We start from the raw sequence: 19,156 nt of genomic DNA on the forward strand, positions 1-19,156 counted from the left end.
ACGGAGATTCGCGGGGCTGTCACCCCGGAAATGCGCCAGCAGGACAGCAAAAGGCCCTCCCGTGCGGGAGGGCCCTTGGCATTTTCCTGGCGGCAGGGATCAGAAGTCCTGCCACAGATCGCGGGCGGCATTGCCGTCGCTGGCGGCGGCTGCAACCGGCGCCGGGCTGGGCTCGGCCGCCCAATCCTCATCGCCCCAATCATCATCGCCATGGGCGGAGGGCTGCGTCGCGGGCGCTTCCGCCGGGGCCGCAAGCGCCGCGCTGCTGCCGTCCACCTGGAAGCGCGTCACCAGGTCGGCAAGTTTCATCGCGTCGCTGTTCAGCATGTGGCCTGCGGCGGTGGCTTCCTCCACCATGGCGGCGTTCTGCTGGGTCACCTGATCCAGCTGGGTGACGCCGGTGTTGATCTCATGCAGGCCGGTCGACTGTTCCTCTGCGCCTTCGGCGATTTCGGAAACCAGCTGCGAGATATGGCTGACCCGTCCCACGATGGACTGCAGCGCCTGTCCTGCCCGGCCGACCAGATCGACACCCTGATCCACCTGGCGGGAGCTGTCGGAGATCAGCGTCTTGATTTCCATCGCCGCATCAGAGGATCGCTGCGCCAGCGCCCGCACCTCGGACGCAACCACGGCAAACCCGCGGCCCGCTTCGCCTGCACGGGCGGCCTCGACGCCTGCGTTCAGCGCCAGCAAGTTGGTCTGGAAGGAAATGTCGTCGATCACCCCGATGATCTGGCTGATCTTGTTGGAGCTTTCCTCAATCCCGCCCATGGCGGCAACCGCATCCTGCACAACCTCGCCGCTGGTCTCGGCCTCCTGGCGGGCCTCGCGGACGGTGTTTTCCACGTTGCGGGCACCCTCGGCTGCCGATTTGACGCTGGCCGTCAGTTCATCGATGGCAGCGGCGGTTTCTTCCAGCGTTGCCGCTTGGCTTTCGGTCCGGTGCGACAGGTCGTCAGAAGCCTGGCTGATCTCGGCAGCACCGCTGCGGATGCTTGTCGAAGCCTCGATCACCTGTTGGACGGTGGCGTTCAGATTGTCGATCGAACCGTTGAAATCGGCGCGCAGCTGTTCGTATTCCTCGGGGAATTCCTCAGCGATGCGAATAGTCAGATCGCCATGGGCCAGACGCGACAGACGTTCGCTCAGCTCGCGCACAACGCCCGCCAGTTCGGCGTCCTTGCTCTCTGCCTTCTGCGCCTCAGCCTCCTGCATCCGCACCAGCTCGTCGCGGAATTTCTCCAGCGCGCGGGCCATGTCGCCGACCTCATCGCCGCGGGTCTGGCCCTGGATCTCAACCGCGTTGTTGCCCTCTGCCAGGCCGCGCATCGACATCACGATGCGGCGGATGCCGGAAGCAATGCCGGAGGCGATCACAAGCGCCAGGAGACCGCCGATCAGGATGGCGCCACCGATGGCCGCGGGGATCATGGTGCGGGTCTGGGCGCCCAGTTCCTCGTTGGCGGCACGGCGTTCAGCCATGGCCGCGGTGCCGGCGGCCTGCAGGGTTTCCATGGTGGCGCGGAAGCTGTCAAAATATTCCTTGCCGCGGCCCTCAGCCACCATGTCGGCCATGTCGTCCATGGTGGCTGCGCTGCCGATCACCCGGCGCAGCTGCAGCATCGGCACCACCACCTCGCTGCGCCATTCGTCAATGATCCCCGCCACCTTGTTCAGGCGGTTTGACTGCATCAGGTTGTCTGCCAGCGCCAGACGGAGATCGGCCATCACTTCGTTGAAGCGGCCGTTGCCCTCCATGTAGGGATCCAGAAACTCCCGGTCGCCAGCCAGAAGGAAGCCGCGCATGCCCGTTTCCATATCCACCGCAGCAGCCAGCAGGTCCTTGGCCCGGCTGATGATCTTGTGGGTCTGCTCCACCGCCTGCAGTGAGGTGTTCAGGTAATCCGCATCAGCGATGCCCGCGTTGACCAGCGACATGAAGGTGTTGCGGCGGTTGTTGAGCTCGACTTCCTCCTCCTCGATGACATTGATCATCTCGGTGCGGAACTGCTCGAAATAGACCCGGCCCTTGGATTTCTTCACCTCGGCGGCCATGTCGTTCATGGTCATGGCGTCGCCGATTTCCTGGCGCAGCGCGATGGCGCCGGCAGCCACGTTTTCCTGCCAGCCCGCCAGGGTCTGTTCCGCCTCGTCCAGAGTGGCAAGAATCTCCGCGTCGCCTGCTGCCAGAGTGCGCAGGCTGGCGAGGGTTTCGGCGACCTGGCTCTTTCCCGCCTCGAACGGGACCAGGTATTCCTCCCGGCCTGCCAGGAGATAGCCGCGCAGGCCTGCCTCCATCTGCGAGGCGGCCTCAGCCAGGGTCTGTGAGCCGGTCAGGATTTCCTGGGTGTGATCCACGGCTTTGGCCGACTGGTCCATCCGGCCCAGGTTGAAGACGGCAAGCACCCCCACCCCAAGCACCAAAAGAAGCGGCAGTACCGCGACGGAAACGATTTTCACCTTGGTACTGAGATTTGCCAGTGAAAACCGCCTGGCCGCGGATGTCTTCTTCTTTGCCATCACATCTGTCCCGGAAATTTCGGATGGCAGAGTTAAGCCAGAAGAAAATTACGATTCCCTTTCACCTGAAAAGTGAATCTTAAACGCCCGGGAACTGCCGTGGCGTAAAGAAAAACCCCCGGTCCTGTTGGAGCGGGGGCCAGACAGTGAAACCTTAAAGGTTCAGCGCGTCTTATTCGTCTGCTTCAGCAGCTGCTTCTTCTGCTTCCAGGCGGGCCTTGTCGGCAGCGCCTTTGGCGGAAACGTCGCGGTCGACGAACTCGATGATGGCCATCGGAGCCATGTCGCCGTAACGGAAGCCGGCCTTCAGAACACGGACATAGCCGCCCTGACGGTCCTTGTAGCGCGGGCCCAGAACCTCGAACAGTTTCGCGACGTCCTTGTCCTCTTTCAGCTTGGCTGCAGCCTGACGGCGGGCGTGCAGGTCGCCGCGTTTCGCCAGGGTGATCAGTTTTTCAACGATCGGGCGCAGTTCTTTTGCCTTGGGCAGGGTGGTTTTGATCTGCTCGTGCTCGATCAGCGAGCCGGCCATGTTGGAGAACAGGGCCTTGCGGTGCTCATGAGTACGGTTCAGGCGGCGGTAACCACGTGCGTGACGCATTTTTCAATTCCTTATCTTGCGTTTTGCTTTGTCAGGCGGCTGATGCGTGTCAGCCGCTCACCTTGGGGCGGGTGCCCATGTTGTCCCCGGCAGTCCCGGGCATTGAAGAGGAGGGCCGGAGCCCTCCTCGAAACCTTTAGAAGCTGTCTTCGAACTTCTTGGCCAGATCTTCGATGTTGTCCGGCGGCCAGTCCTCGACGTCCATGCCGAGGTGCAGGCCCATGCCCGACAGCACTTCTTTGATCTCGTTCAGCGACTTGCGGCCGAAGTTCGGGGTGCGCAGCATCTCCGCTTCGGTCTTCTGGATCAGGTCGCCGATGTAGACGATGTTGTCGTTCTTCAGGCAGTTTGCCGAACGGACAGACAGTTCCAGCTCGTCCACTTTCTTGAGCAGAAGCGGGTTGAACTCCAGACCATCGTCCTCGTCCTGGCGGCCAGCCGATTCCGGCTCGTCGAAGTTTACGAAGATCGACAGCTGGTCCTGCAGGATGCGGGCGGCATAAGCCACGGCATCGTCAGGGGAGATGGAGCCGTCGGTTTCCACCTTCATGGTCAGCTTGTCATAGTCCAGAACCTGGCCCTCGCGGGTCGGCTGAACGTCATAGGAGACCTTCTTGACCGGCGAGTAGATCGCGTCGATCGGGATCAGGCCGATCGGTGCGTCTTCCGGCTTGTTCTTGTCTGCCGAGACATAGCCTTTGCCGGTGTTCACGGTCAGCTCCATGAACAGGTCGGCGCCGTCGTCCAGGTGGCAGATCACGTGGTCGCGGTTCAGAACCTCGATGCCTGCGGTCTCGGCAATGTCGCCAGCGGTGACAACTGCCGGGCCCTTGGCATTGATCGACAGGCGCTTGGGGCCTTCGACTTCCATGCGCAGGGACACGCCCTTGAGGTTCAGGATGATGTCGGTGACGTCTTCACGGACACCGGCCACGGACGAAAACTCGTGCAGGACGTTGTCGATCTGCACGCTGGTGATGGCCGCGCCTTGCAGCGAGCTCATCAGGACGCGGCGCAGCGCGTTGCCCAGGGTCAGGCCGAAACCGCGTTCCAGCGGCTCTGCGACGACAGTTGCCTGGCGTGCAGGATCGTTGCCCGGCTTCACTTCCAGCTGTGCCGGCTTGATCAGCTCTGCCCAGTTCTTATGGATCATGCGTTCCCTCCATTCCTGTCCCTGCCCCATGTCCGGAAGGCCAAGGACGCCCGAGGTTTAAATGACGCACTGGGGCCCTGCGAATCAAGCGGGGCCCCAGCAAAAAATGCGAATTAGACGCGGCGGCGCTTCGGCGGGCGGCAGCCGTTGTGCGCAATCGGGGTCACATCACGGATCGAGGTGATGTTGAAACCGATGGCGGCCAGTGCGCGCAGAGCCGATTCACGGCCAGAGCCGGGGCCCTGAACTTCGACTTCCAAGGTCTTCACACCGTGTTCCTGGGCTTTTTTGCCCGCGTCCTCAGCAGCCATCTGAGCCGCGTAAGGAGTGGATTTCCGGGAGCCTTTGAAGCCCATGGTGCCGGCGGACGACCAGGAGATCGCGTTGCCCTGCACGTCGGAGATCAGGATCTTGGTGTTGTTGAACGAAGAGTTCACGTGAGCAACGCCGGAGGCGATGTTCTTGCGCTCTTTACGCTTAATGCGGGTTTTATCGCGTGCCATTGATCAAGCCCCCCTTACTTCTTCTTGCCGGCGATCGGCTTCGCCGGGCCCTTGCGGGTGCGGGCGTTGGTGTGGGTACGCTGACCGCGGACCGGCAGGTTGCGGCGGTGGCGCAGGCCACGGTAGCAGCCCAGGTCCATCAGGCGCTTGATGTTCATGGTCACTTCACGGCGCAGGTCGCCTTCGACGGTGTAGTTGGCGTCGATGTGCTCGCGCACGGCCAGAACTTCAGCGTCGGACAGTTCGTTCACACGACGGGTTGCGTCGATGCCAACAGCCTCACAGATGGCTTTCGCCGAGGTGTTGCCGATACCGGTGATGTAGGTGAGGGCGATGGGAACCCGCTTTGCAGTCGGGATGTTAACGCCGGCAATACGTGCCACGTGTCACTTTCCTTTTCGTTGCGGTTCCGTAACGCCGGAACCTTTTTTCACAACACTTGACCGTGGCAGTGTGGCCAGAGGGTCCAGCATTTCGAGGTGGTAAGGCAGACAGACGAATCCATCCGCCGGGAATCATTCCCAGAAGGGATGGGGTTGCCTATGTGGAATTACCGCGGGGGTCAACCCGTGATCGCGCAAAAGCCGCCCCCGGAAATGAAAACGCCCCGCGGCTTGGCGCCTCGGGGCATTCCGGTCCGGCAGACAAGCGGGTTATTCGCCCATGATCCAGGCCATGCTCTTGCGGACGTCCTCAATCGAGGCGAGGCCGTCCAGGCGCTGCAGGTTGCCCTTGGCGTAGTAGTAGCCGATCAGCGGCGAGGTCTTCTTGTAGTATTCCATCAGGCGGGTCTTGAGGCTGTCCTCATTGTCGTCCGCCCGGCGCTGCACGTTGTCGCTGCCGCAGTTGGCGCATTTGCCGTCGGCCGGCCAGGGTTTGGTCTGGTCGTGGTAGACCTCGCCGCAGCCGCCGCAGGTGGAGCGGCCGGTGATGCGGGCGACCAGCGCGTCGTCATCCACCTGCATCTCAATCACGGCGTCAAGCTTGAGATCCATTTCATCGAGCAGCTTGGCCAGCGCATCGGCCTGGGCCAGGGTGCGCGGGAAGCCGTCGAAGATGAAGCCGCCCTCGGCTCCGCCCTGCAGCTTTTCGCGGATCAGGCCGATCACGATCTGGTCGGTGACCAGCTTGCCTTCGGCCATGATGGCGGCAACTTTCTTGCCCATTTCGGTGCCGGAGGTCTGGGCCTCCCGCAGCATGTCGCCGGTGCTGAGCTGCACCATGCCGCGGGATTCAACCAGGTAACGCGCTTGCGTACCTTTGCCCGCACCAGGCGGGCCAAGGAGAATAATGTTGGTCATCGGCGAGAGGGTCCCCGTTTTGTCCGTTTCTTGTTGCGCCCGCGCAGCTGGCTCTTCTCGATAAGGCCCTCATACTGATGCGCGAGGAGGTGGCTTTGCACCTGCTGAATGGTGTCCATGGTGACGGATACCACAATCAGAACGGACGTGCCGCCAAAATATACCGGGATGGCGAATTGGCCGCGGAGGACCTCCGGCAGGAGACAGACCAGGGCCAGGTAGCCGGAGCCCAGAACCAGGATGCGGTTGACCACATACTCGATATATTCCGCGGTCTTCTTGCCGGGGCGGATGCCGGGGACAAAGCCGTTCTGGTTCTTCAGGTTGTTCGCCACGTCGTCCGGCTTGAAGGAGACGTTGAAGGTGTAGAAGTAGGCAAAGAACACGATCATCGCGACGAAGAACAGCAGGTACAGCGGCTGGCCGGGGCCGAAGTTCGCCAGCAGCCACGACATCACCGGACCGGTGGCCGCGCCCGAGGAGAACGCCGAAATGGTGGTCGGCAGCAGCAGCAGCGAGGAGGCGAAGATCGCCGGGATCACGCCCGCCGGGTTCACCTTGACCGGCAGATGCGAGGAGCCGCCGTCATAGACCTTCATGCCGACCTGGCGGCGCGGGTACTGGATGTGGATCTTGCGCAGCGCGCGTTCCATGAACACCACGAACATGATCACCGCAATCACCATCAGGATCACACCGATGATCACGGCGGGGCTGATCGCGCCGGAGCGGCCGGAGGCGAAGAACTGGGCAATCGCGGCCGGAACCTCGGCGATGATGCCGACGAAGATGATCAGCGAGATGCCGTTGCCGATGCCGCGCTGGGTGATCTGTTCGCCCAGCCACATCAGGAACATGGTGCCGCCGACCAGGGTGATCATGCACGCCATCCGGAAATACATGCCCGGATCGGTCGCCAGATCGCCCTGCTCCAGCGACACGGCGAGGCCATAGGCCTGCGCGGTCGCCAGCGCCACGGTGCCGTAGCGGGTGTACTGGTTGATCTTCTTGCGGCCCTGCTCGCCCTCTTTCTTGAGCTGCTCAAGCGAAGGCACCATCGAGGTCAGAAGCTGAACGATAATGGAGGCGGAGATATAAGGCATGATGCCGAGGGCAAAGATCCCCATGCGGCCAAGAGCGCCGCCGGTGAACATCGACACCATGCCGCCGATGCCCTGGCCTGCCTGCTCCATGAACTGGCGCAGAGCGGCTGCGTCGATGCCGGGAACCGGAATGAAGGTGCCCAGGCGGTAGACGATCAAAAGGCCGATAGTAAACAGGATGCGGTTGCGCAGATCCGTAGCTTTGCCAAGGGCAGCCCAGCTGGTGTTTGCCGCCATTTGTTCTGCTGCTGATACCATGAAAAGGTCTCTTCTTTAGCGAAACGCCGCCCGGAACCGTTTTCCGGCTCGGGCGGCGTTCTAGGAAAACTCGGAGACTATGTAAGCGGCATTGGCGCCGCTCACAAGCCGTTACTCTGCGGCGGCGGGGGCTGCCACAGTCAGAGTGCCGCCAGCTTTTGCCACGGCATCAACAGCAGCAGCGGATGCGCCGGTGACTGCGATGGTTGCTTTGGCGGTGATTTCGCCTTTGGCCAGGATGCGGACGCCGTCCAGTTTGCGGCGGACCAGGCCGGAAGCAACCAGCGAATCCTCGGTGATGGAGGCTGCGTCCAGCTTGCCTGCCTCGATGAACTTCTGGATCAGGCCCAGGTTCACAACGGCGTATGCCTTGCGGTTCGGCTTGTTGAAGCCGCGCTTGGGCAGACGCTGGTACAAGGGCATCTGGCCGCCTTCGTAGCCATTGATCGAGACGCCCGAACGGGATTTCTGGCCTTTGATGCCGCGGCCGCCCATTTTGCCTTTGCCGGAACCCGGGCCACGGGCCACACGGGTGCGTTTCTTGGCGGCGCCAGCATTGTCGCGCAGTTCGTGAAGTTTCATGTCGCTTCTCCTTGCCGGATGTGGCCCCCGAAGCGTGATGGGCCAAACACGGCGTTTCTTGATTGGTGATTCCGTGGCGCGGAACGCCACCGGGTGCCTATAGACGGGATGGGGAGTGGGATCAAGCCCTGCAGGCTATGTCGGCAATGGGAATGCATTGGCGGCCGCCAAGGCCCCTGCCCTGCCGGTTGCGCATCCTGCCGTCTGTCTCTCTGTGTCCGTTCCGCCGCTGGCCGTCCGTTAATGGGTGGCGGCGCCGCCGGGGTGGAGATGGGATGGGGATGACCCCATGCGAAAACGCATTTCACGCGCTCCGGGTGCCAGACCGGAGCCCAGTTCCAGGTGCCGGGGGTGTCAGGCCCGGCGGGTGATCATGACCGGGGATGATTTTGACTTAGACGGGTTAAAACCCCGTAGGCGGTGCGTACGGTGGGTACGCAACGGGTGTTTTGCTTTTCGCCGCCCGGCTCAAGTCGCGGCGATCCCGGAGGGCGGCGCCCGGCCCGGCGGGGTGGGAAGCGAAGCGCCCGCCCCTTGGGGGCGGGACGGGCGCTGCCCGGCCTAACGGCCGGGCGCGGCGCTGAACCTGAAAATCAAAAACGCCCCCGCCTGGATGGCAGGGGCGTATTTGGGCCGGGCGTTCGGAGAGGGAGGAGGATCCGTCAGCCGGCCAGAGAGATCACTTGCCGTAGACGTGCTCGCGGGCGGCGCCGGGGATGGCGCAGCGGCTGAGACCGATGTCGGCCAGGTCGCGGGCCGAAAGCGCGCGCAGGGCGTGCACAGTCTGGCGGTATTCGCGGCGCAGCTGCCAGTTCCGGTAGAGGCCGGAGGCTACGCTCAGGAAACGGGTGAAAAGACCGGCGGAGACCGGTGCGGAAAGAGTTGAATAAGCCATTGTTCTTGTTCCTTCGCTGCGCTGCCGGAGCGTGCCTCCGGCGCGTCGCTTGATCTGTTCGTCTGAAGTGACAGGGAGATAAGGTTGGCCCGGCAAGCCCGCAACGGCTGCTTTGGTCTGGCGGCTATGCGGCGCACGCATAGCACAAATGCGTGAGATATCTTGAAGTCCCTCAATAGAAAACGCCCCCGCCCTGGAAGGGCAGAGGCGCTTTGGCCCGGGCATGAAGAGGAGGAGGAGAGGAGCGCCCGGGAAAAGGGAATTCTTAGCCGTAGACGTGCTGGCGCGCGATGTCGGCGATATCGCTGCGGCGGACGCCGATGTCGGACAGCTCGTGATCGGACAGCGCGTCCAGCTCGTTGTAAGTGCGCTGGAATTCGCGGGCTTTGGTCCAGGAGTCCACCAGGCCCTCAACAGTTGCGCGGATGCGGGCGGTCAGGCTGTGGCCGGTGTGTGCAGCGGAAATAACATGTGCCATCGTTCAGGTCCTTGTCTCTGATGCCGGGCCTATTCCCGGCGGTCCGTGTTTGGTCGTTTGCTGTGACACCGAGATAGGACCGGGGGATGAGTCGAACAACTGACGGAACGGACTGCCCGCTATGCACGCGCTGCAAGGGGATTGCTGCCGGGTTAACCGCCCCTGCAGCCACTAGAGTGCGCTCGGAAAGCGAAAAACGCCCCCGGCGGACCGGAGGCGTTTTCCAAAGTCAGTGCTCGAAAAGGGGCTTAGCCGCGCTCTTCGATGATCTGAACCAGGTGCGGGATCGATTCGACCATGCCGCGGACCGAAGGAGTATCCTCCAGCTCACGGGTCTTGTGCATCTTGTTCAGGCCCAGGCCAACCAGGGTTGCGCGCTGTTTGGCGGGGCGGCGGATCGGCGAGCCGATCTGCTTGACGACGATGGTTTTTGCCATGTCTCTCTACTCCTTACGCTTCAGCTTCGGCAGCTGCCGGTGCGTCGTCCCGCTTGGGCAGGATGTCAGCAACCTTTTTGCCGCGGCGCTGAGCCACCGAGCGCGGGCTCTGCTCTTTCTGCAGGCCGTTCAGGGTGGCGCGGATCATGTTGTAGGGGTTCTGCGAACCGATCGACTTGGAGACCACGTCCTTGATGCCCAGCATCTCGAACACGGCACGCATCGGGCCGCCCGCGATGATACCGGTACCTTCAGGTGCGGTCCGCATCACAACTTTTCCTGCGCCGTGACGGCCGGACATGTCGTGGTGCAGGGTGCGGCCTTCTTTCAGCGGCACGCGGATCATCTGGCGCTTCGCCTGCTCGGTCGCCTTGCGGATCGCCTCGGGCACTTCTTTCGCCTTGCCCTTGCCAAAGCCGACGCGGCCTTTCTGGTCGCCAACGACAACCAGGGCTGCGAAGCCAAAGCGCTTACCGCCTTTTACGGTTTTCGACACGCGGTTGATCGCGACCAGGCGATCTGCAAATTCCGGTGCTTCTTCACGCTCGCGGCGGGGGCCGCGGCGGTTTTCACGTTCTGCCATCAGGCATTCCTTTCTTAGGGCGCCAGGCGCCTGTTCTATCAATCCTTGGTGAGAACCGGCCCGGAGGCCGGTCTCCCGGATCATCGGGGCAGCCCCGAGAGGCTGCCCGCATGGGATTAGATCTTCAGGCCGCCTTCACGCGCAGCGTCGGCCAGAGCCTTCACTTTGCCGTGGAACAGGAAGCCGCCGCGGTCGAAGTAGGCTTCGGTCACGCCGGCCGCTTTTGCGCGCTCGGCGATCGCTGCACCAACTTTGGACGCTGCGTCGATGTTGTTCTTGCCGACAACACCGAGATCTTTTTCCAGGGTCGACGCTGCTGCCAGGGTCACACCGCGCAGGTCGTCGATCAGCTGAACAGAGATGTTCTTGTTCGAACGGTGCACGGACAGACGCGGACGGCCTGCGTTCACTTTGCGAAGCTTGTTCCGGACGCGCAGCCGGCGCTTCAGAAACAGGGTACGTTTGCTGTTTGCCATTTTGCTGGTCCTTACTTCTTCTTGCCTTCCTTGCGGAAGATGAACTCGCCCTTGTAGCGGATGCCCTTGCCTTTGTACGGCTCGGGACGGCGCCAGTCGCGGATTTTCGCCGCCACTTCGCCCACCTGCTGCTGGTCGATGCCTTCCACAACGATTTCAGTCTGCTTCGGTGCGGTGATGGTGATGCCATCGGGTGCAACGAAGTCGACGTCGTGGCTGTAGCCCAGGTTCAGCTTCAGGGTGTTGCCCTGCATCTGAGCCCGGTAACCCACACCCTGGATCTCCAGCTCTTTCTTGAAGCCCTGGGTCACGCCGGTCACGAGGTTGGCCACCTGAGTGCGGGACATGCCCCACTGCTGACGGGCACGCTTGGACTTGCCGCGCGGCTCGATGGTGACAACGTTGTCGTTCACGGAGAGGGTGACGTCGTCGGTTGCGGTGAAGGTGCGGGCGCCTTTCGGGCCTTTCACTTCGATGGTCTGGCCGGACACAGAGGCGGAAACGCCGCTGGGCAGTTCGACCGGTTTCTTACCAATACGGGACATTGCGAGGCCTCCTTAGAAGACGGTGCAAAGCACTTCGCCGCCAACGTTGGCTGCGCGTGCGTTTGCGTCCGACATCACACCCTTGGGGGTGGAGACAATCGACACGCCCAGGCCCTGGCGGACCGACGGGATGTCATTGACGCCCATGTAAACGCGGCGGCCGGGCTTGGAGACCCGCTTGAGCTCGCGAATGACAGGTTCGCCGTCGAAGTACTTGAGGCTGATTTCGATGGCCGGGTGGCCATTTTCACCAGTGGTTTTCTCATAACCGCGGATGTAGCCCTCGTCTGCCAGCACGTCCAGCACCCATGCCCGCAGCTTGGAAGCCGGGGTCATGACGGTGGATTTGCCGCGCATCTGAGAGTTACGGATACGGGTGAGCATATCGCCGATAGGATCGTTCATATCAGTCTCTCCCTTACCAGCTCGATTTCACCAGGCCGGGGATCTGACCAGCAGAGCCCAGCTCGCGCAGCGCAATACGGCTGACCTTCAGCTTACGGTAGTAAGCGTGCGGACGGCCGGTGAGCTGGCAGCGGTTGTGAAGACGGGTTGCCGACGAGTTGCGCGGCAGTTTCGCCAGTTTCAGACGCGCCTTGAAGCGCTCTTCCATCGGGCGAGATTCGTCGTTTGCGATTTCTTTCAGCTCGGCACGCTTTGCGGCGTATTTTGCCACCAGGCGCTCGCGCTTCTTCTCGCGTTCGATCATGCTTTTCTTAGCCATGGTCTCTATCCTTCCCGCGCTTAGCTGTTGAAGGGCATGTTGAAAGCTTTCAACAGCGCCTTTGCTTCCGCGTCGGTATTCGCGGTGGTGGCGATCACGATGTCCATGCCCCAGGCTTCATCGATCTTGTCAAAGTCGATTTCCGGGAACACGATGTGCTCTTTCAGGCCCATGGCATAGTTGCCGCGGCCGTCGAAGGAGGTGCCCGAAACGCCGCGGAAGTCGCGGATACGGGGCATCGCAATGGTGATCAGACGGTCGAGGAATTCGTACATCCGGTCACCGCGCAGGGTCACCTTGGCGCCCATCGGCATGCCTTCGCGAACGCGGAAGCCGGCGATGGAGTTCTTTGCCACGGTGGTCAGAGCCTTCTGGCCCGCAATCGCGGTCAGGTCGGCCTGGGCGGATTTGGCTTTCTTGCTGTCTTTGACAGCAGCGCGGCCGCAGCCAATGTTCAGAACGATCTTGTCCAGCTTGGGGATCATCATCTCGTTCTTGTAGGAGAACTCTTCCTTCAGGGCGCCACGGATGGTGTCCTTGTAGAGAGTTTTCAGGCGCGGGGTGTAGGTTGCAGCGTCAAGCATCAGACAGTCTCCCCGGTGGTCTTGGCGAAGCGCACCTTCTTGCCGTCTTCCTCACGGAAGCCGACGCGGGTTGCTTTGCCGTTGCTGTCCAGCAGTGCCAGGTTCGACAGGTCGATCGGCAGTGCCTTGGGCAGACGGCCGCCCTGGCTGTTTTGGGTCTGGCGGGTGTGGCGGATTGCCATGTTCACGCCTTCGACGACGGCTTTGCCGGCTTTCGGGTCAACGGAGGCGATGGTGCCTTCTTTGCCCTTGTCGCGGCCTGCCAGCACGACGACCTTGTCGCCTTTACGGAGTTTCGCAGCCATAATTACAGCACCTCCGGAGCCAGCGAGATGATCTTCATGAAGTTCTTCGCGCGCAGTTCACGAACAACCGGGCCAAAGATACGGGTACCAACCGGCTCGTTGTTGTTGTTCAGGATGACAGCTGCGTTCCGGTCAAAACGGATCGCGGTGCCGTCTTCGCGGCGGACTTCTTTGGCGGTGCGCACGACAACGGCCTTACGGACGTCGCCTTTTTTCACGCGGCCGCGCGGGATGGCTTCTTTAACCGAGACGACAATGATGTCGCCAACGGAAGCGTATTTACGCTTGGAGCCACCCAGAACCTTGATGCACTGAACTCGGCGGGCGCCGGAGTTGTCAGCAACATCCAGATTTGTTTGCATCTGGATCATGTGGTTTCTCCCGACCTATGGGGCAGCGATGCGTGCTGGTATCCCCCAGGGTTTCGACTGACTGTTAAGTCTAGCCGCCAGGAGTCTCGAGTTGAGACTCTTAGGCTTCCAGAACTTCCCAGCGTTTCGTTTTCGATTTCGGCGCGCATTCGATGATGCGTACGGAATCGCCGACCTTGAAAGCGTTCTTTTCATCGTGAGCCCGGTATTTCTTGGACTTACGGATGGTTTTCTTCAGAACCGGGTGCGTGAAGCGGCGTTCAACCGAGACGGTGACGGTCTGGGCGTTTGCGTCGCTGGTCACAACGCCTTGCAGGATACGTTTGGGCATTGTGTCGCTCCTTATTCGGCTGCTGCTGCAGCTTTTTCGTTCAGGATGGTCTTGACGCGGGCAGCGTTGCGGCGGGCCGCTTTGATGCCGGAGGTCGATTCCAACTGACCGGTTGCCTGCTGAAAGCGCAGGTTGAAGCTCTCTTTTTTCAGGGATGCGAGCATATCGCGGAGTTCATCCACGGTCTTCTCGCGCAGATCATTGGCGTTCATCGCCTTTGTTCCTTGTCCAAAGCACCAGAAGGCCCCGAGGGTCACCTTGTTACCTGGTGGGTTATGTCAACCGCCCGGATCGGGCAGCAAAAAAGAATCACCTGACCCGGATCCAAGATGGATTGGGTTCAAGCGATGGGTCCCTATAGAGGAGACGGGGGTGAGGGGCAAGGGAAAGATTGGAGCGCCCAAGGGCTGCCAGCCAAAGGCGGTCAGATGATCTCATCCTCATCGAACATCGCCGCCCCGTCCAGCTGGGCGTTCAGGCTTTCGATGCGGGTTTCGGCCTCCTCCGGGGCGGACACCTTGGCAATGTGGAACAGGGCGTCGCCTTCGTTGACGATGGGCATGTTGGCGCGGCCGATGATCAGGCCCGGCTGGCTGGCGGTCAGCTCTACCTCCTCCTCGCCGAAGGGGTCGGCGACGATGCCCAGCACGTCGCCCTCCTCTACCATCTCGCCGGTGGTCTTGTAAGCGCGCAACAGCCCTCCGGCAGGCGCACGCTCCCAGCTGCTGTCGCTGGCCTTGACCGGCACCGCCTCGGCCAGCGGCACGCCGTCGTCAGGGATCATGCCCAGCGCGTGCATCACCCGCAGGATGCCGGCCACGCCGACGCGGGCGGACTGCTCGTCGAACCGCAGCCCCTCCCCCGCCTCGTAGAGCAGGATATCAACGCCCGCCTTCTGCGCTTCCTTGCGCAGGGAGCCGTCGCGCAGGGAAGACCGGATCACCACCGGCGCGCCGAAGGCATCGGCGTATTCCAGCGTCTCCTTGGCCTTGGGCGACACCCGGATCTGCGGCATGTTGGTGCGGTGGATGGCGGCCGAATGAAGGTCGATGCCCAGGTCGCAGCGCGCCACCACCTCTGTCATGAACAAATGCGCCAGGCGGCTGGCCAGCGAGCCGCCCTCGCTGCCTGGAAATGAGCGGTTCAGGTCGCGCCGGTCCGGCAGGTAGCGGGAGTGGTTCAGGAAGCCGAAGGTGTTGACGATCGGCACCACGATCAGCGTGCCCTTGAGGCGCGAGAACTGGCGGCTGCGCAGCAGGCGGCGGGCGATTTCCACCCCGATCACCTCGTCGCCGTGAATGGCGGCGGAGACAAACAGCGCCGGCCCCTCCTCCGCGCCGTGGATCACATGGGCGGACATGGTGACCGGGGTGTGGTCCGACAGCACGCTCACAGGCATATCCACCGTGCGGCGGGTGCCGGGCGGAATGTGGAAACCGCCGATTTCAAAAGGGGAACGAAGCGCCATCTATACCTCCCGCAGAGCCGTTCCGGGAAACTAGGCGGCTTTTCAGGGTTTTACAATTGCGCCTGTTACCCTCGACGGCAAAGGAACCCAACTTGGGGGCGGCATATTGATGGCCAGGACTGGCAGAAACTCAACCGTCCTCAGATAGCTTTTTAACGTTGCGCTCCGGCCATTTCGTACAGAAGAAATACAGCGCCACTAGAACGCAGATAATTAGATAACCCCCAGGGAATACTAACTGTGAAACGTCTATATTGAGGTCGAGCTCACGTTCAAGAACAGTAAAAATTGCAACGATTGGCAAGAAAACGGCCATGGCGCACAATTGAACGATCAGACTCCACTTGAACAGCCAGACGAAAATGGTTTTGAAGTTTACCACAACATAGAGCAGCGGCACCACGACCCCGAGACCGCCCAATATTAGTGCTAAGTGATAAACTAGCTCCAAAACGCACCGCCCCCCCTACATGCTAAGACTTACTATCGTTCAACCGAACGCCAAAAGCCTTAATCCCACTTGTAGTTGAAGCTCACCGAAATCCGCTCATCCTCAGCCATGTTCATCGGCACCTCGTGGCGCAGCCAGCTTTCCCACAGCAGAACGTCGCCCACCTCAGGCTTCATGTAGATGAAGGGCTGCAGCTCGCGCCGGGCATCTTTGGTGCGGGTGGGCGCGGCCATCATCCGGGCAGAGCGCGGATCCTCCAGCTTGAGCGCGCTGGCGCCGTCTGGCATCGACACATAAGTGGTGCCGGAGATCACAGAATGGGGGTGCAGGTGGCTGGAATGGGTGCCGCCCTCGGGCAGGATATTGATCCAGAGATCCTCCAGCTTCAGCGCGCGCCCGTCCAGGTCGAACTCCAGATCCTTGGCAAACGCTGCGACGTGCTGGTCCAGCGATTTCACCAGGTCGGCAAAGATCGGGAAGCGCCAAGGCAGATCGGTCAGCGAGGCATAGGAGGTGTAGCCGGGATAGCCGTTCTCCTCGCACCAGTCCTGACCGGCATCGTCATCGCCGGCGATGACAAGGCAGGAGTTTTCCAGTTCCTGCGCGTCAACCGATGGTCCGTATTCGGACAGATGCGCGCGGTAGAGGCGGGTCACGAAGAGCGATTCAATCTGGGCCATGGCGCCGTCTTAGCGCAGCACCGGGCAAGAGGCGAGACACCTCCTGCACCAGGCCAAGGATTCCACTCCGCCCCCGGGGTTTTTGCCGGCCCTAACCGTCCACCACGGTAATCGGGCAGTCACGGTGCGCGTTTGGCATTCCTATGTGAAAGGGGTTTTGCACCAGGTACCAGACCGGCGCATATCCCGGAGCCTGGGTGCGGGAATACGTGCAGCCGTCAGGCGACGTCCAATGCGTGGCGTTGCCGTCGGGGGATACGGTTTCCTGGGAAACAAAACTGTTGGAGATCTGACGTGTCGCCACCGGATTCCGGTAGTTCGTCGCAGGGCCATACATATTGGACAAATCATTGCGGTCGAATTCCAACCCGCCGCAAGCGGACAGGCCAAAACACAGGGCTGCAGGAACGATCATTCGCATCTTGGGCTTCCCTTTCCTCGTTACTCACGCTGCTGCAAAACACCCAGGAGAGGCTGCATTGAAGGCAGCAATCAATCACAAGCAGAGTATGGGAACAAAAGCTGTACATATCGTTAACTGACGCTTGGACGCGGCACAGGCCTTAGCCTCAAGTCCCGGCGATGAACGGAACTGGAGCGCGGCACCAGTCATGCCAGCACTTAGCTGCCGTGCGGCGACCTGATCCTGCAAAACCAGCCGCAAGTGCGCCACTGCGGAACATGCAGGAAGCCAGGCTTTCCGCTCCCCAAACTTACCGCAATTTAACCCCCCCCGTGCAAGATCCATTGGGAACCGCAGAAGCGAAGGCATTGGGTCATGCACATTATTTATGAAGACGATACGTTGCGGCTGGAAACCCTGAAACCGGGCCCCGCTCCGGCAGGGGGAACCGTGCTGCTGTCCTTTCCCGGCATTGGTCAGGCGGTGGAGCTGATCGACGTCCAGCAACCTGAATTTGCCGGGTCGGGGCGCAATTGCAGCAATGTCATCTTTTGCTATGACAAGACCCGGTCCTGGGGGAACCGGCTGGACTGGGACGCGCTGACTAGGACCGTTCTGGAGGCGGCAGCGGGCTGCACCCTGTTTTCAATCGGCAACAGCATGGGCGGCTACCTGGCCATCGTTGCAAGCGCCTTCCTGCCAATTGCCAGATCGATCGCCTTTGTGCCGCAGTTCAGCGTTGACCCGGAAGCCGCGCCCGGTGACAGGCGGTGGCGGGTGTATTCCAAGAGCATCAAGAGCTTTCCGATGAAGCCTGCGGACCACTACTTTGTGCCGGAGACGGAATATTTTATCTTCTCCAGCGGCACGGGCATGGACGGCCAGCACGCCCAGCTGTTCCCCAAAGGCGCCAATATTCACCACTGGGTCTTTCCCGGCGCCGTCCATTCGCTGGCGGCGGACCTCAAGGAGCAGGGTGAACTGGACAACTGCATTCAGGCCAGCCTTGCCGGGGACACAAGTCTCAGCTTCTCGCAAGCCTGCGAACGGCTTAGCCCTGCCGCCGCCCCCAGCCATTTGGTTCCGCTGGCGGCCAGCCTGCCCCTGCCCGGCCTTGCCAGCAGCTCCGGCCTGACGGGCGCCGTCTAGCGGGGTGAGGCCACCGGGCCGGCCGAGAAATCGTGAACGTCGTTCAAAAAATGTTTGACAAAAACGCGCGGGGCGCGGCATGATCTGAACATCGTTCATGAACGGAGTTCATATCATGCTTATTTCCAAAACCCTGATGACAGCTGCAGCGGTTTGCGCCGCATCCCAGGCGGGGGCAGGCCCCAGCACCCAGCATTCGGCGCAAAGTCTTCAGCATTCCGGCTACAGCGCCGCCGCCAGCAGTGAAGCTGCTGCTACCACCGCTGTGGCAGTTGTTGCCATTCCCGTTCTGGCCGTTGGCGCCGGGCTTGTCGTGTCCGCAGGCGCGCTGGCCTCCCCCCATCCGCATGGCCATGCCCACAGCCACCCTGCCCCCGGTCAAAACCCGGGCATTGCTCAGGGGGGCAACCGATGATCCGCCGGATATTCATTGCGATGGCTGCTGCGGCAACTCTCCATGCCGCCCCTGCTGCTGCTGGCAGCAGCGAAACCGGCAAGACGCATTTGCCGGTGTCAGAAACCGCCGCCTTCTCAAATCAGGTGCAACTGGATCTGGCAGCCCGCGGCGCCGGTATCGCAATTGTCGCCCGGACCGGGCGGCCGCCGCACACGCTGCCGGAGGGGGTGAACTACACACATACCGCCCTGTGGGTGTATTCGACGATCAAAGCCCCGGATGGCAGCAGCGCCAAGGGTTACCGGGTGTACAATCTCTATCAGGACCAGGACGACCTGACCCGCAGCTCCCTGGTGCAAGAGGCGCCGGCAGATTTCTTCAGAAGCGCCCACACGCTGGATACGGGCATCATCATCCCCGCGCCGCACCTGCAGCGCAAATTGCTGAAGGCCATCGCCAGCCCGGCCTATCCCGCGCTGCACAACCCCAATTACTCGGTGCTGTCCAACCCCAACACAACGCAGTTCCAGAACTGCAACGAGCTGACCCTGGACCTGCTGATCTCAAGCATCTACGGCACGGCGGACAAAGCCCGGATCAAGGCCCGGATCGCCGCCGAGTTTCACCCCCAGCCGATCCGCATCAGCGGGCTGAAGCGGTTTCTGGCACCTGCCGCCTCTGCTGCGCTGACGACATCCGACCATGGCAAGGGCGTCGCAACCGTGACCTTCGGCGCCTTGGCACGCTATTTGCGGGCCAAGAACCTGGCCTCCGAGGTCTACCAGTTCACGCCTGACAGGGTGGTGCGGCTATAAACAGCCCCAGCCGAAAAACAAGAAAGCCCCCCGCTGATTG

At 61.8% G+C, this 19,156-nt stretch carries 28 protein-coding genes; 3 read left to right on the forward strand and 25 right to left on the reverse strand.

What is annotated here, in order from left to right; all coding sequences use genetic code 11:
* Nucleotides 1-99: 99 nt before the first annotated feature.
* From A9D60_RS13910 to A9D60_RS14030, 25 genes are all read right to left on the reverse strand, one after another.
* Complete coding sequence (locus tag A9D60_RS13910) at nt 100-2,523, reverse strand: CHASE3 domain-containing protein (RefSeq protein WP_065268161.1); 2,424 nt, start codon at nt 2,521-2,523, stop codon at nt 100-102.
* Between the two features lie 172 nt (nt 2,524-2,695).
* Nucleotides 2,696-3,124 carry a 50S ribosomal protein L17 gene (gene rplQ, locus A9D60_RS13915; protein WP_065268162.1) on the reverse strand — a complete coding sequence of 143 codons (429 nt, stop codon included), beginning with the start codon at nt 3,122-3,124 and terminating at the stop codon, nt 2,696-2,698.
* A 136-nt stretch (nt 3,125-3,260) separates the two neighbouring features.
* Complete coding sequence (locus tag A9D60_RS13920) at nt 3,261-4,277, reverse strand: DNA-directed RNA polymerase subunit alpha (RefSeq protein WP_019298014.1); 1,017 nt, start codon at nt 4,275-4,277, stop codon at nt 3,261-3,263.
* 113 nt (nt 4,278-4,390) lie between these two features.
* Nucleotides 4,391-4,780, reverse strand: coding sequence for a 30S ribosomal protein S11 (rpsK, locus tag A9D60_RS13925; protein WP_065268163.1), 390 nt, complete (start codon nt 4,778-4,780; stop codon nt 4,391-4,393).
* A gap of 14 nt (nt 4,781-4,794) precedes the next feature.
* Complete coding sequence (gene rpsM, locus A9D60_RS13930; protein ID WP_019298012.1) at nt 4,795-5,163, reverse strand: 30S ribosomal protein S13; 369 nt, start codon at nt 5,161-5,163, stop codon at nt 4,795-4,797.
* A gap of 270 nt (nt 5,164-5,433) precedes the next feature.
* Nucleotides 5,434-6,081, reverse strand: coding sequence for an adenylate kinase (locus A9D60_RS13935; protein WP_039151040.1), 648 nt, complete (start codon nt 6,079-6,081; stop codon nt 5,434-5,436).
* Nucleotides 6,078-7,442, reverse strand: a complete 1,365-nt coding sequence (gene secY / locus A9D60_RS13940) for a preprotein translocase subunit SecY (RefSeq protein WP_065268164.1) — start codon at nt 7,440-7,442, stop codon at nt 6,078-6,080. The genes A9D60_RS13935 and secY overlap by 4 nt, the downstream gene beginning before the upstream one ends.
* A 111-nt stretch (nt 7,443-7,553) precedes the next feature.
* On the reverse strand, nt 7,554-8,024 hold the full coding sequence (gene rplO / locus A9D60_RS13945) for a 50S ribosomal protein L15 (RefSeq protein WP_065268165.1): 471 nt from the start codon (nt 8,022-8,024) through the stop codon (nt 7,554-7,556).
* Between the two features lie 679 nt (nt 8,025-8,703).
* Nucleotides 8,704-8,919: a DUF1127 domain-containing protein gene (locus A9D60_RS13950; RefSeq protein WP_039152139.1), complete on the reverse strand. Its 216-nt coding sequence runs from the start codon at nt 8,917-8,919 to the stop codon at nt 8,704-8,706.
* A gap of 265 nt (nt 8,920-9,184) precedes the next feature.
* Nucleotides 9,185-9,397 carry a DUF1127 domain-containing protein gene (locus tag A9D60_RS13955; protein ID WP_039183850.1) on the reverse strand — a complete coding sequence of 71 codons (213 nt, stop codon included), beginning with the start codon at nt 9,395-9,397 and terminating at the stop codon, nt 9,185-9,187.
* A gap of 248 nt (nt 9,398-9,645) precedes the next feature.
* Nucleotides 9,646-9,834 carry a 50S ribosomal protein L30 gene (gene rpmD / locus A9D60_RS13960; RefSeq protein WP_008554849.1) on the reverse strand — a complete coding sequence of 63 codons (189 nt, stop codon included), beginning with the start codon at nt 9,832-9,834 and terminating at the stop codon, nt 9,646-9,648.
* Nucleotides 9,835-9,847: 13 nt separating this feature from the next.
* Nucleotides 9,848-10,417, reverse strand: coding sequence for a 30S ribosomal protein S5 (rpsE, locus tag A9D60_RS13965; protein ID WP_065268166.1), 570 nt, complete (start codon nt 10,415-10,417; stop codon nt 9,848-9,850).
* A 116-nt stretch (nt 10,418-10,533) separates the two neighbouring features.
* Nucleotides 10,534-10,893, reverse strand: coding sequence for a 50S ribosomal protein L18 (gene rplR, locus A9D60_RS13970; RefSeq protein WP_019298000.1), 360 nt, complete (start codon nt 10,891-10,893; stop codon nt 10,534-10,536).
* Nucleotides 10,894-10,904: 11 nt separating this feature from the next.
* The gene (gene rplF, locus A9D60_RS13975) at nt 10,905-11,438 is read right to left on the reverse strand and encodes a 50S ribosomal protein L6 (RefSeq protein WP_039191295.1); all 534 of its coding nucleotides are present in this window, start codon (nt 11,436-11,438) and stop codon (nt 10,905-10,907) included.
* A gap of 12 nt (nt 11,439-11,450) precedes the next feature.
* Entirely contained in the window at nt 11,451-11,843 is a 393-nt protein-coding gene (rpsH, locus tag A9D60_RS13980; protein ID WP_008554600.1) for a 30S ribosomal protein S8, read from the reverse strand.
* A gap of 13 nt (nt 11,844-11,856) precedes the next feature.
* On the reverse strand, nt 11,857-12,162 hold the full coding sequence (gene rpsN / locus A9D60_RS13985) for a 30S ribosomal protein S14 (protein WP_019297997.1): 306 nt from the start codon (nt 12,160-12,162) through the stop codon (nt 11,857-11,859).
* A 20-nt stretch (nt 12,163-12,182) separates the two neighbouring features.
* Nucleotides 12,183-12,746, reverse strand: a complete 564-nt coding sequence (gene rplE, locus A9D60_RS13990; protein ID WP_065268167.1) for a 50S ribosomal protein L5 — start codon at nt 12,744-12,746, stop codon at nt 12,183-12,185.
* The gene (gene rplX, locus A9D60_RS13995) at nt 12,746-13,051 is read right to left on the reverse strand and encodes a 50S ribosomal protein L24 (protein ID WP_019297995.1); all 306 of its coding nucleotides are present in this window, start codon (nt 13,049-13,051) and stop codon (nt 12,746-12,748) included. Before rplX ends, rplE begins: the two co-directional genes overlap by 1 nt.
* 2 nt (nt 13,052-13,053) lie before the next feature.
* Complete coding sequence (rplN, locus tag A9D60_RS14000) at nt 13,054-13,422, reverse strand: 50S ribosomal protein L14 (RefSeq protein ID WP_005621870.1); 369 nt, start codon at nt 13,420-13,422, stop codon at nt 13,054-13,056.
* A 100-nt stretch (nt 13,423-13,522) separates the two neighbouring features.
* Nucleotides 13,523-13,753 (reverse strand): 30S ribosomal protein S17, encoded by a 231-nt coding sequence (gene rpsQ, locus A9D60_RS14005; protein ID WP_005621877.1) that lies wholly within the window; start codon nt 13,751-13,753, stop codon nt 13,523-13,525.
* A gap of 11 nt (nt 13,754-13,764) precedes the next feature.
* Nucleotides 13,765-13,965 (reverse strand): 50S ribosomal protein L29, encoded by a 201-nt coding sequence (gene rpmC / locus A9D60_RS14010; RefSeq protein ID WP_019297994.1) that lies wholly within the window; start codon nt 13,963-13,965, stop codon nt 13,765-13,767.
* 212 nt (nt 13,966-14,177) lie between these two features.
* Nucleotides 14,178-15,221 carry a succinylglutamate desuccinylase/aspartoacylase family protein gene (locus A9D60_RS14015; protein ID WP_065268168.1) on the reverse strand — a complete coding sequence of 348 codons (1,044 nt, stop codon included), beginning with the start codon at nt 15,219-15,221 and terminating at the stop codon, nt 14,178-14,180.
* Nucleotides 15,222-15,351: 130 nt separating this feature from the next.
* Nucleotides 15,352-15,672, reverse strand: a complete 321-nt coding sequence (locus A9D60_RS14020) for a hypothetical protein (protein WP_065268169.1) — start codon at nt 15,670-15,672, stop codon at nt 15,352-15,354.
* A 59-nt stretch (nt 15,673-15,731) separates the two neighbouring features.
* On the reverse strand, nt 15,732-16,352 hold the full coding sequence (locus A9D60_RS14025) for a 2OG-Fe(II) oxygenase family protein (RefSeq protein ID WP_065268170.1): 621 nt from the start codon (nt 16,350-16,352) through the stop codon (nt 15,732-15,734).
* A 91-nt stretch (nt 16,353-16,443) separates the two neighbouring features.
* The gene (locus tag A9D60_RS14030) at nt 16,444-16,773 is read right to left on the reverse strand and encodes a hypothetical protein (RefSeq protein WP_141117923.1); all 330 of its coding nucleotides are present in this window, start codon (nt 16,771-16,773) and stop codon (nt 16,444-16,446) included.
* Between the two features lie 357 nt (nt 16,774-17,130).
* Between A9D60_RS14030 and A9D60_RS14035 the strand changes: the two genes are divergently transcribed.
* From A9D60_RS14035 to A9D60_RS14045, 3 genes are all read left to right on the forward strand, one after another.
* Nucleotides 17,131-17,904, forward strand: coding sequence for a hypothetical protein (locus A9D60_RS14035; protein ID WP_065268172.1), 774 nt, complete (start codon nt 17,131-17,133; stop codon nt 17,902-17,904).
* A 115-nt stretch (nt 17,905-18,019) separates the two neighbouring features.
* Nucleotides 18,020-18,319 (forward strand): hypothetical protein, encoded by a 300-nt coding sequence (locus A9D60_RS14040; RefSeq protein WP_141117924.1) that lies wholly within the window; start codon nt 18,020-18,022, stop codon nt 18,317-18,319.
* A complete protein-coding gene (locus A9D60_RS14045) occupies nt 18,316-19,116 on the forward strand; it encodes a DUF2145 domain-containing protein (protein ID WP_065268174.1) in 801 nt (266 codons plus the stop codon). Before A9D60_RS14040 ends, A9D60_RS14045 begins: the two co-directional genes overlap by 4 nt.
* The last annotated feature ends 40 nt before the right edge of the window (nt 19,117-19,156 follow it).

It is taken from the genome of Leisingera sp. JC1 (assembly GCF_001679925.1).
In the GTDB taxonomy this organism is placed as follows: Bacteria; Pseudomonadota; Alphaproteobacteria; order Rhodobacterales; family Rhodobacteraceae; genus Leisingera.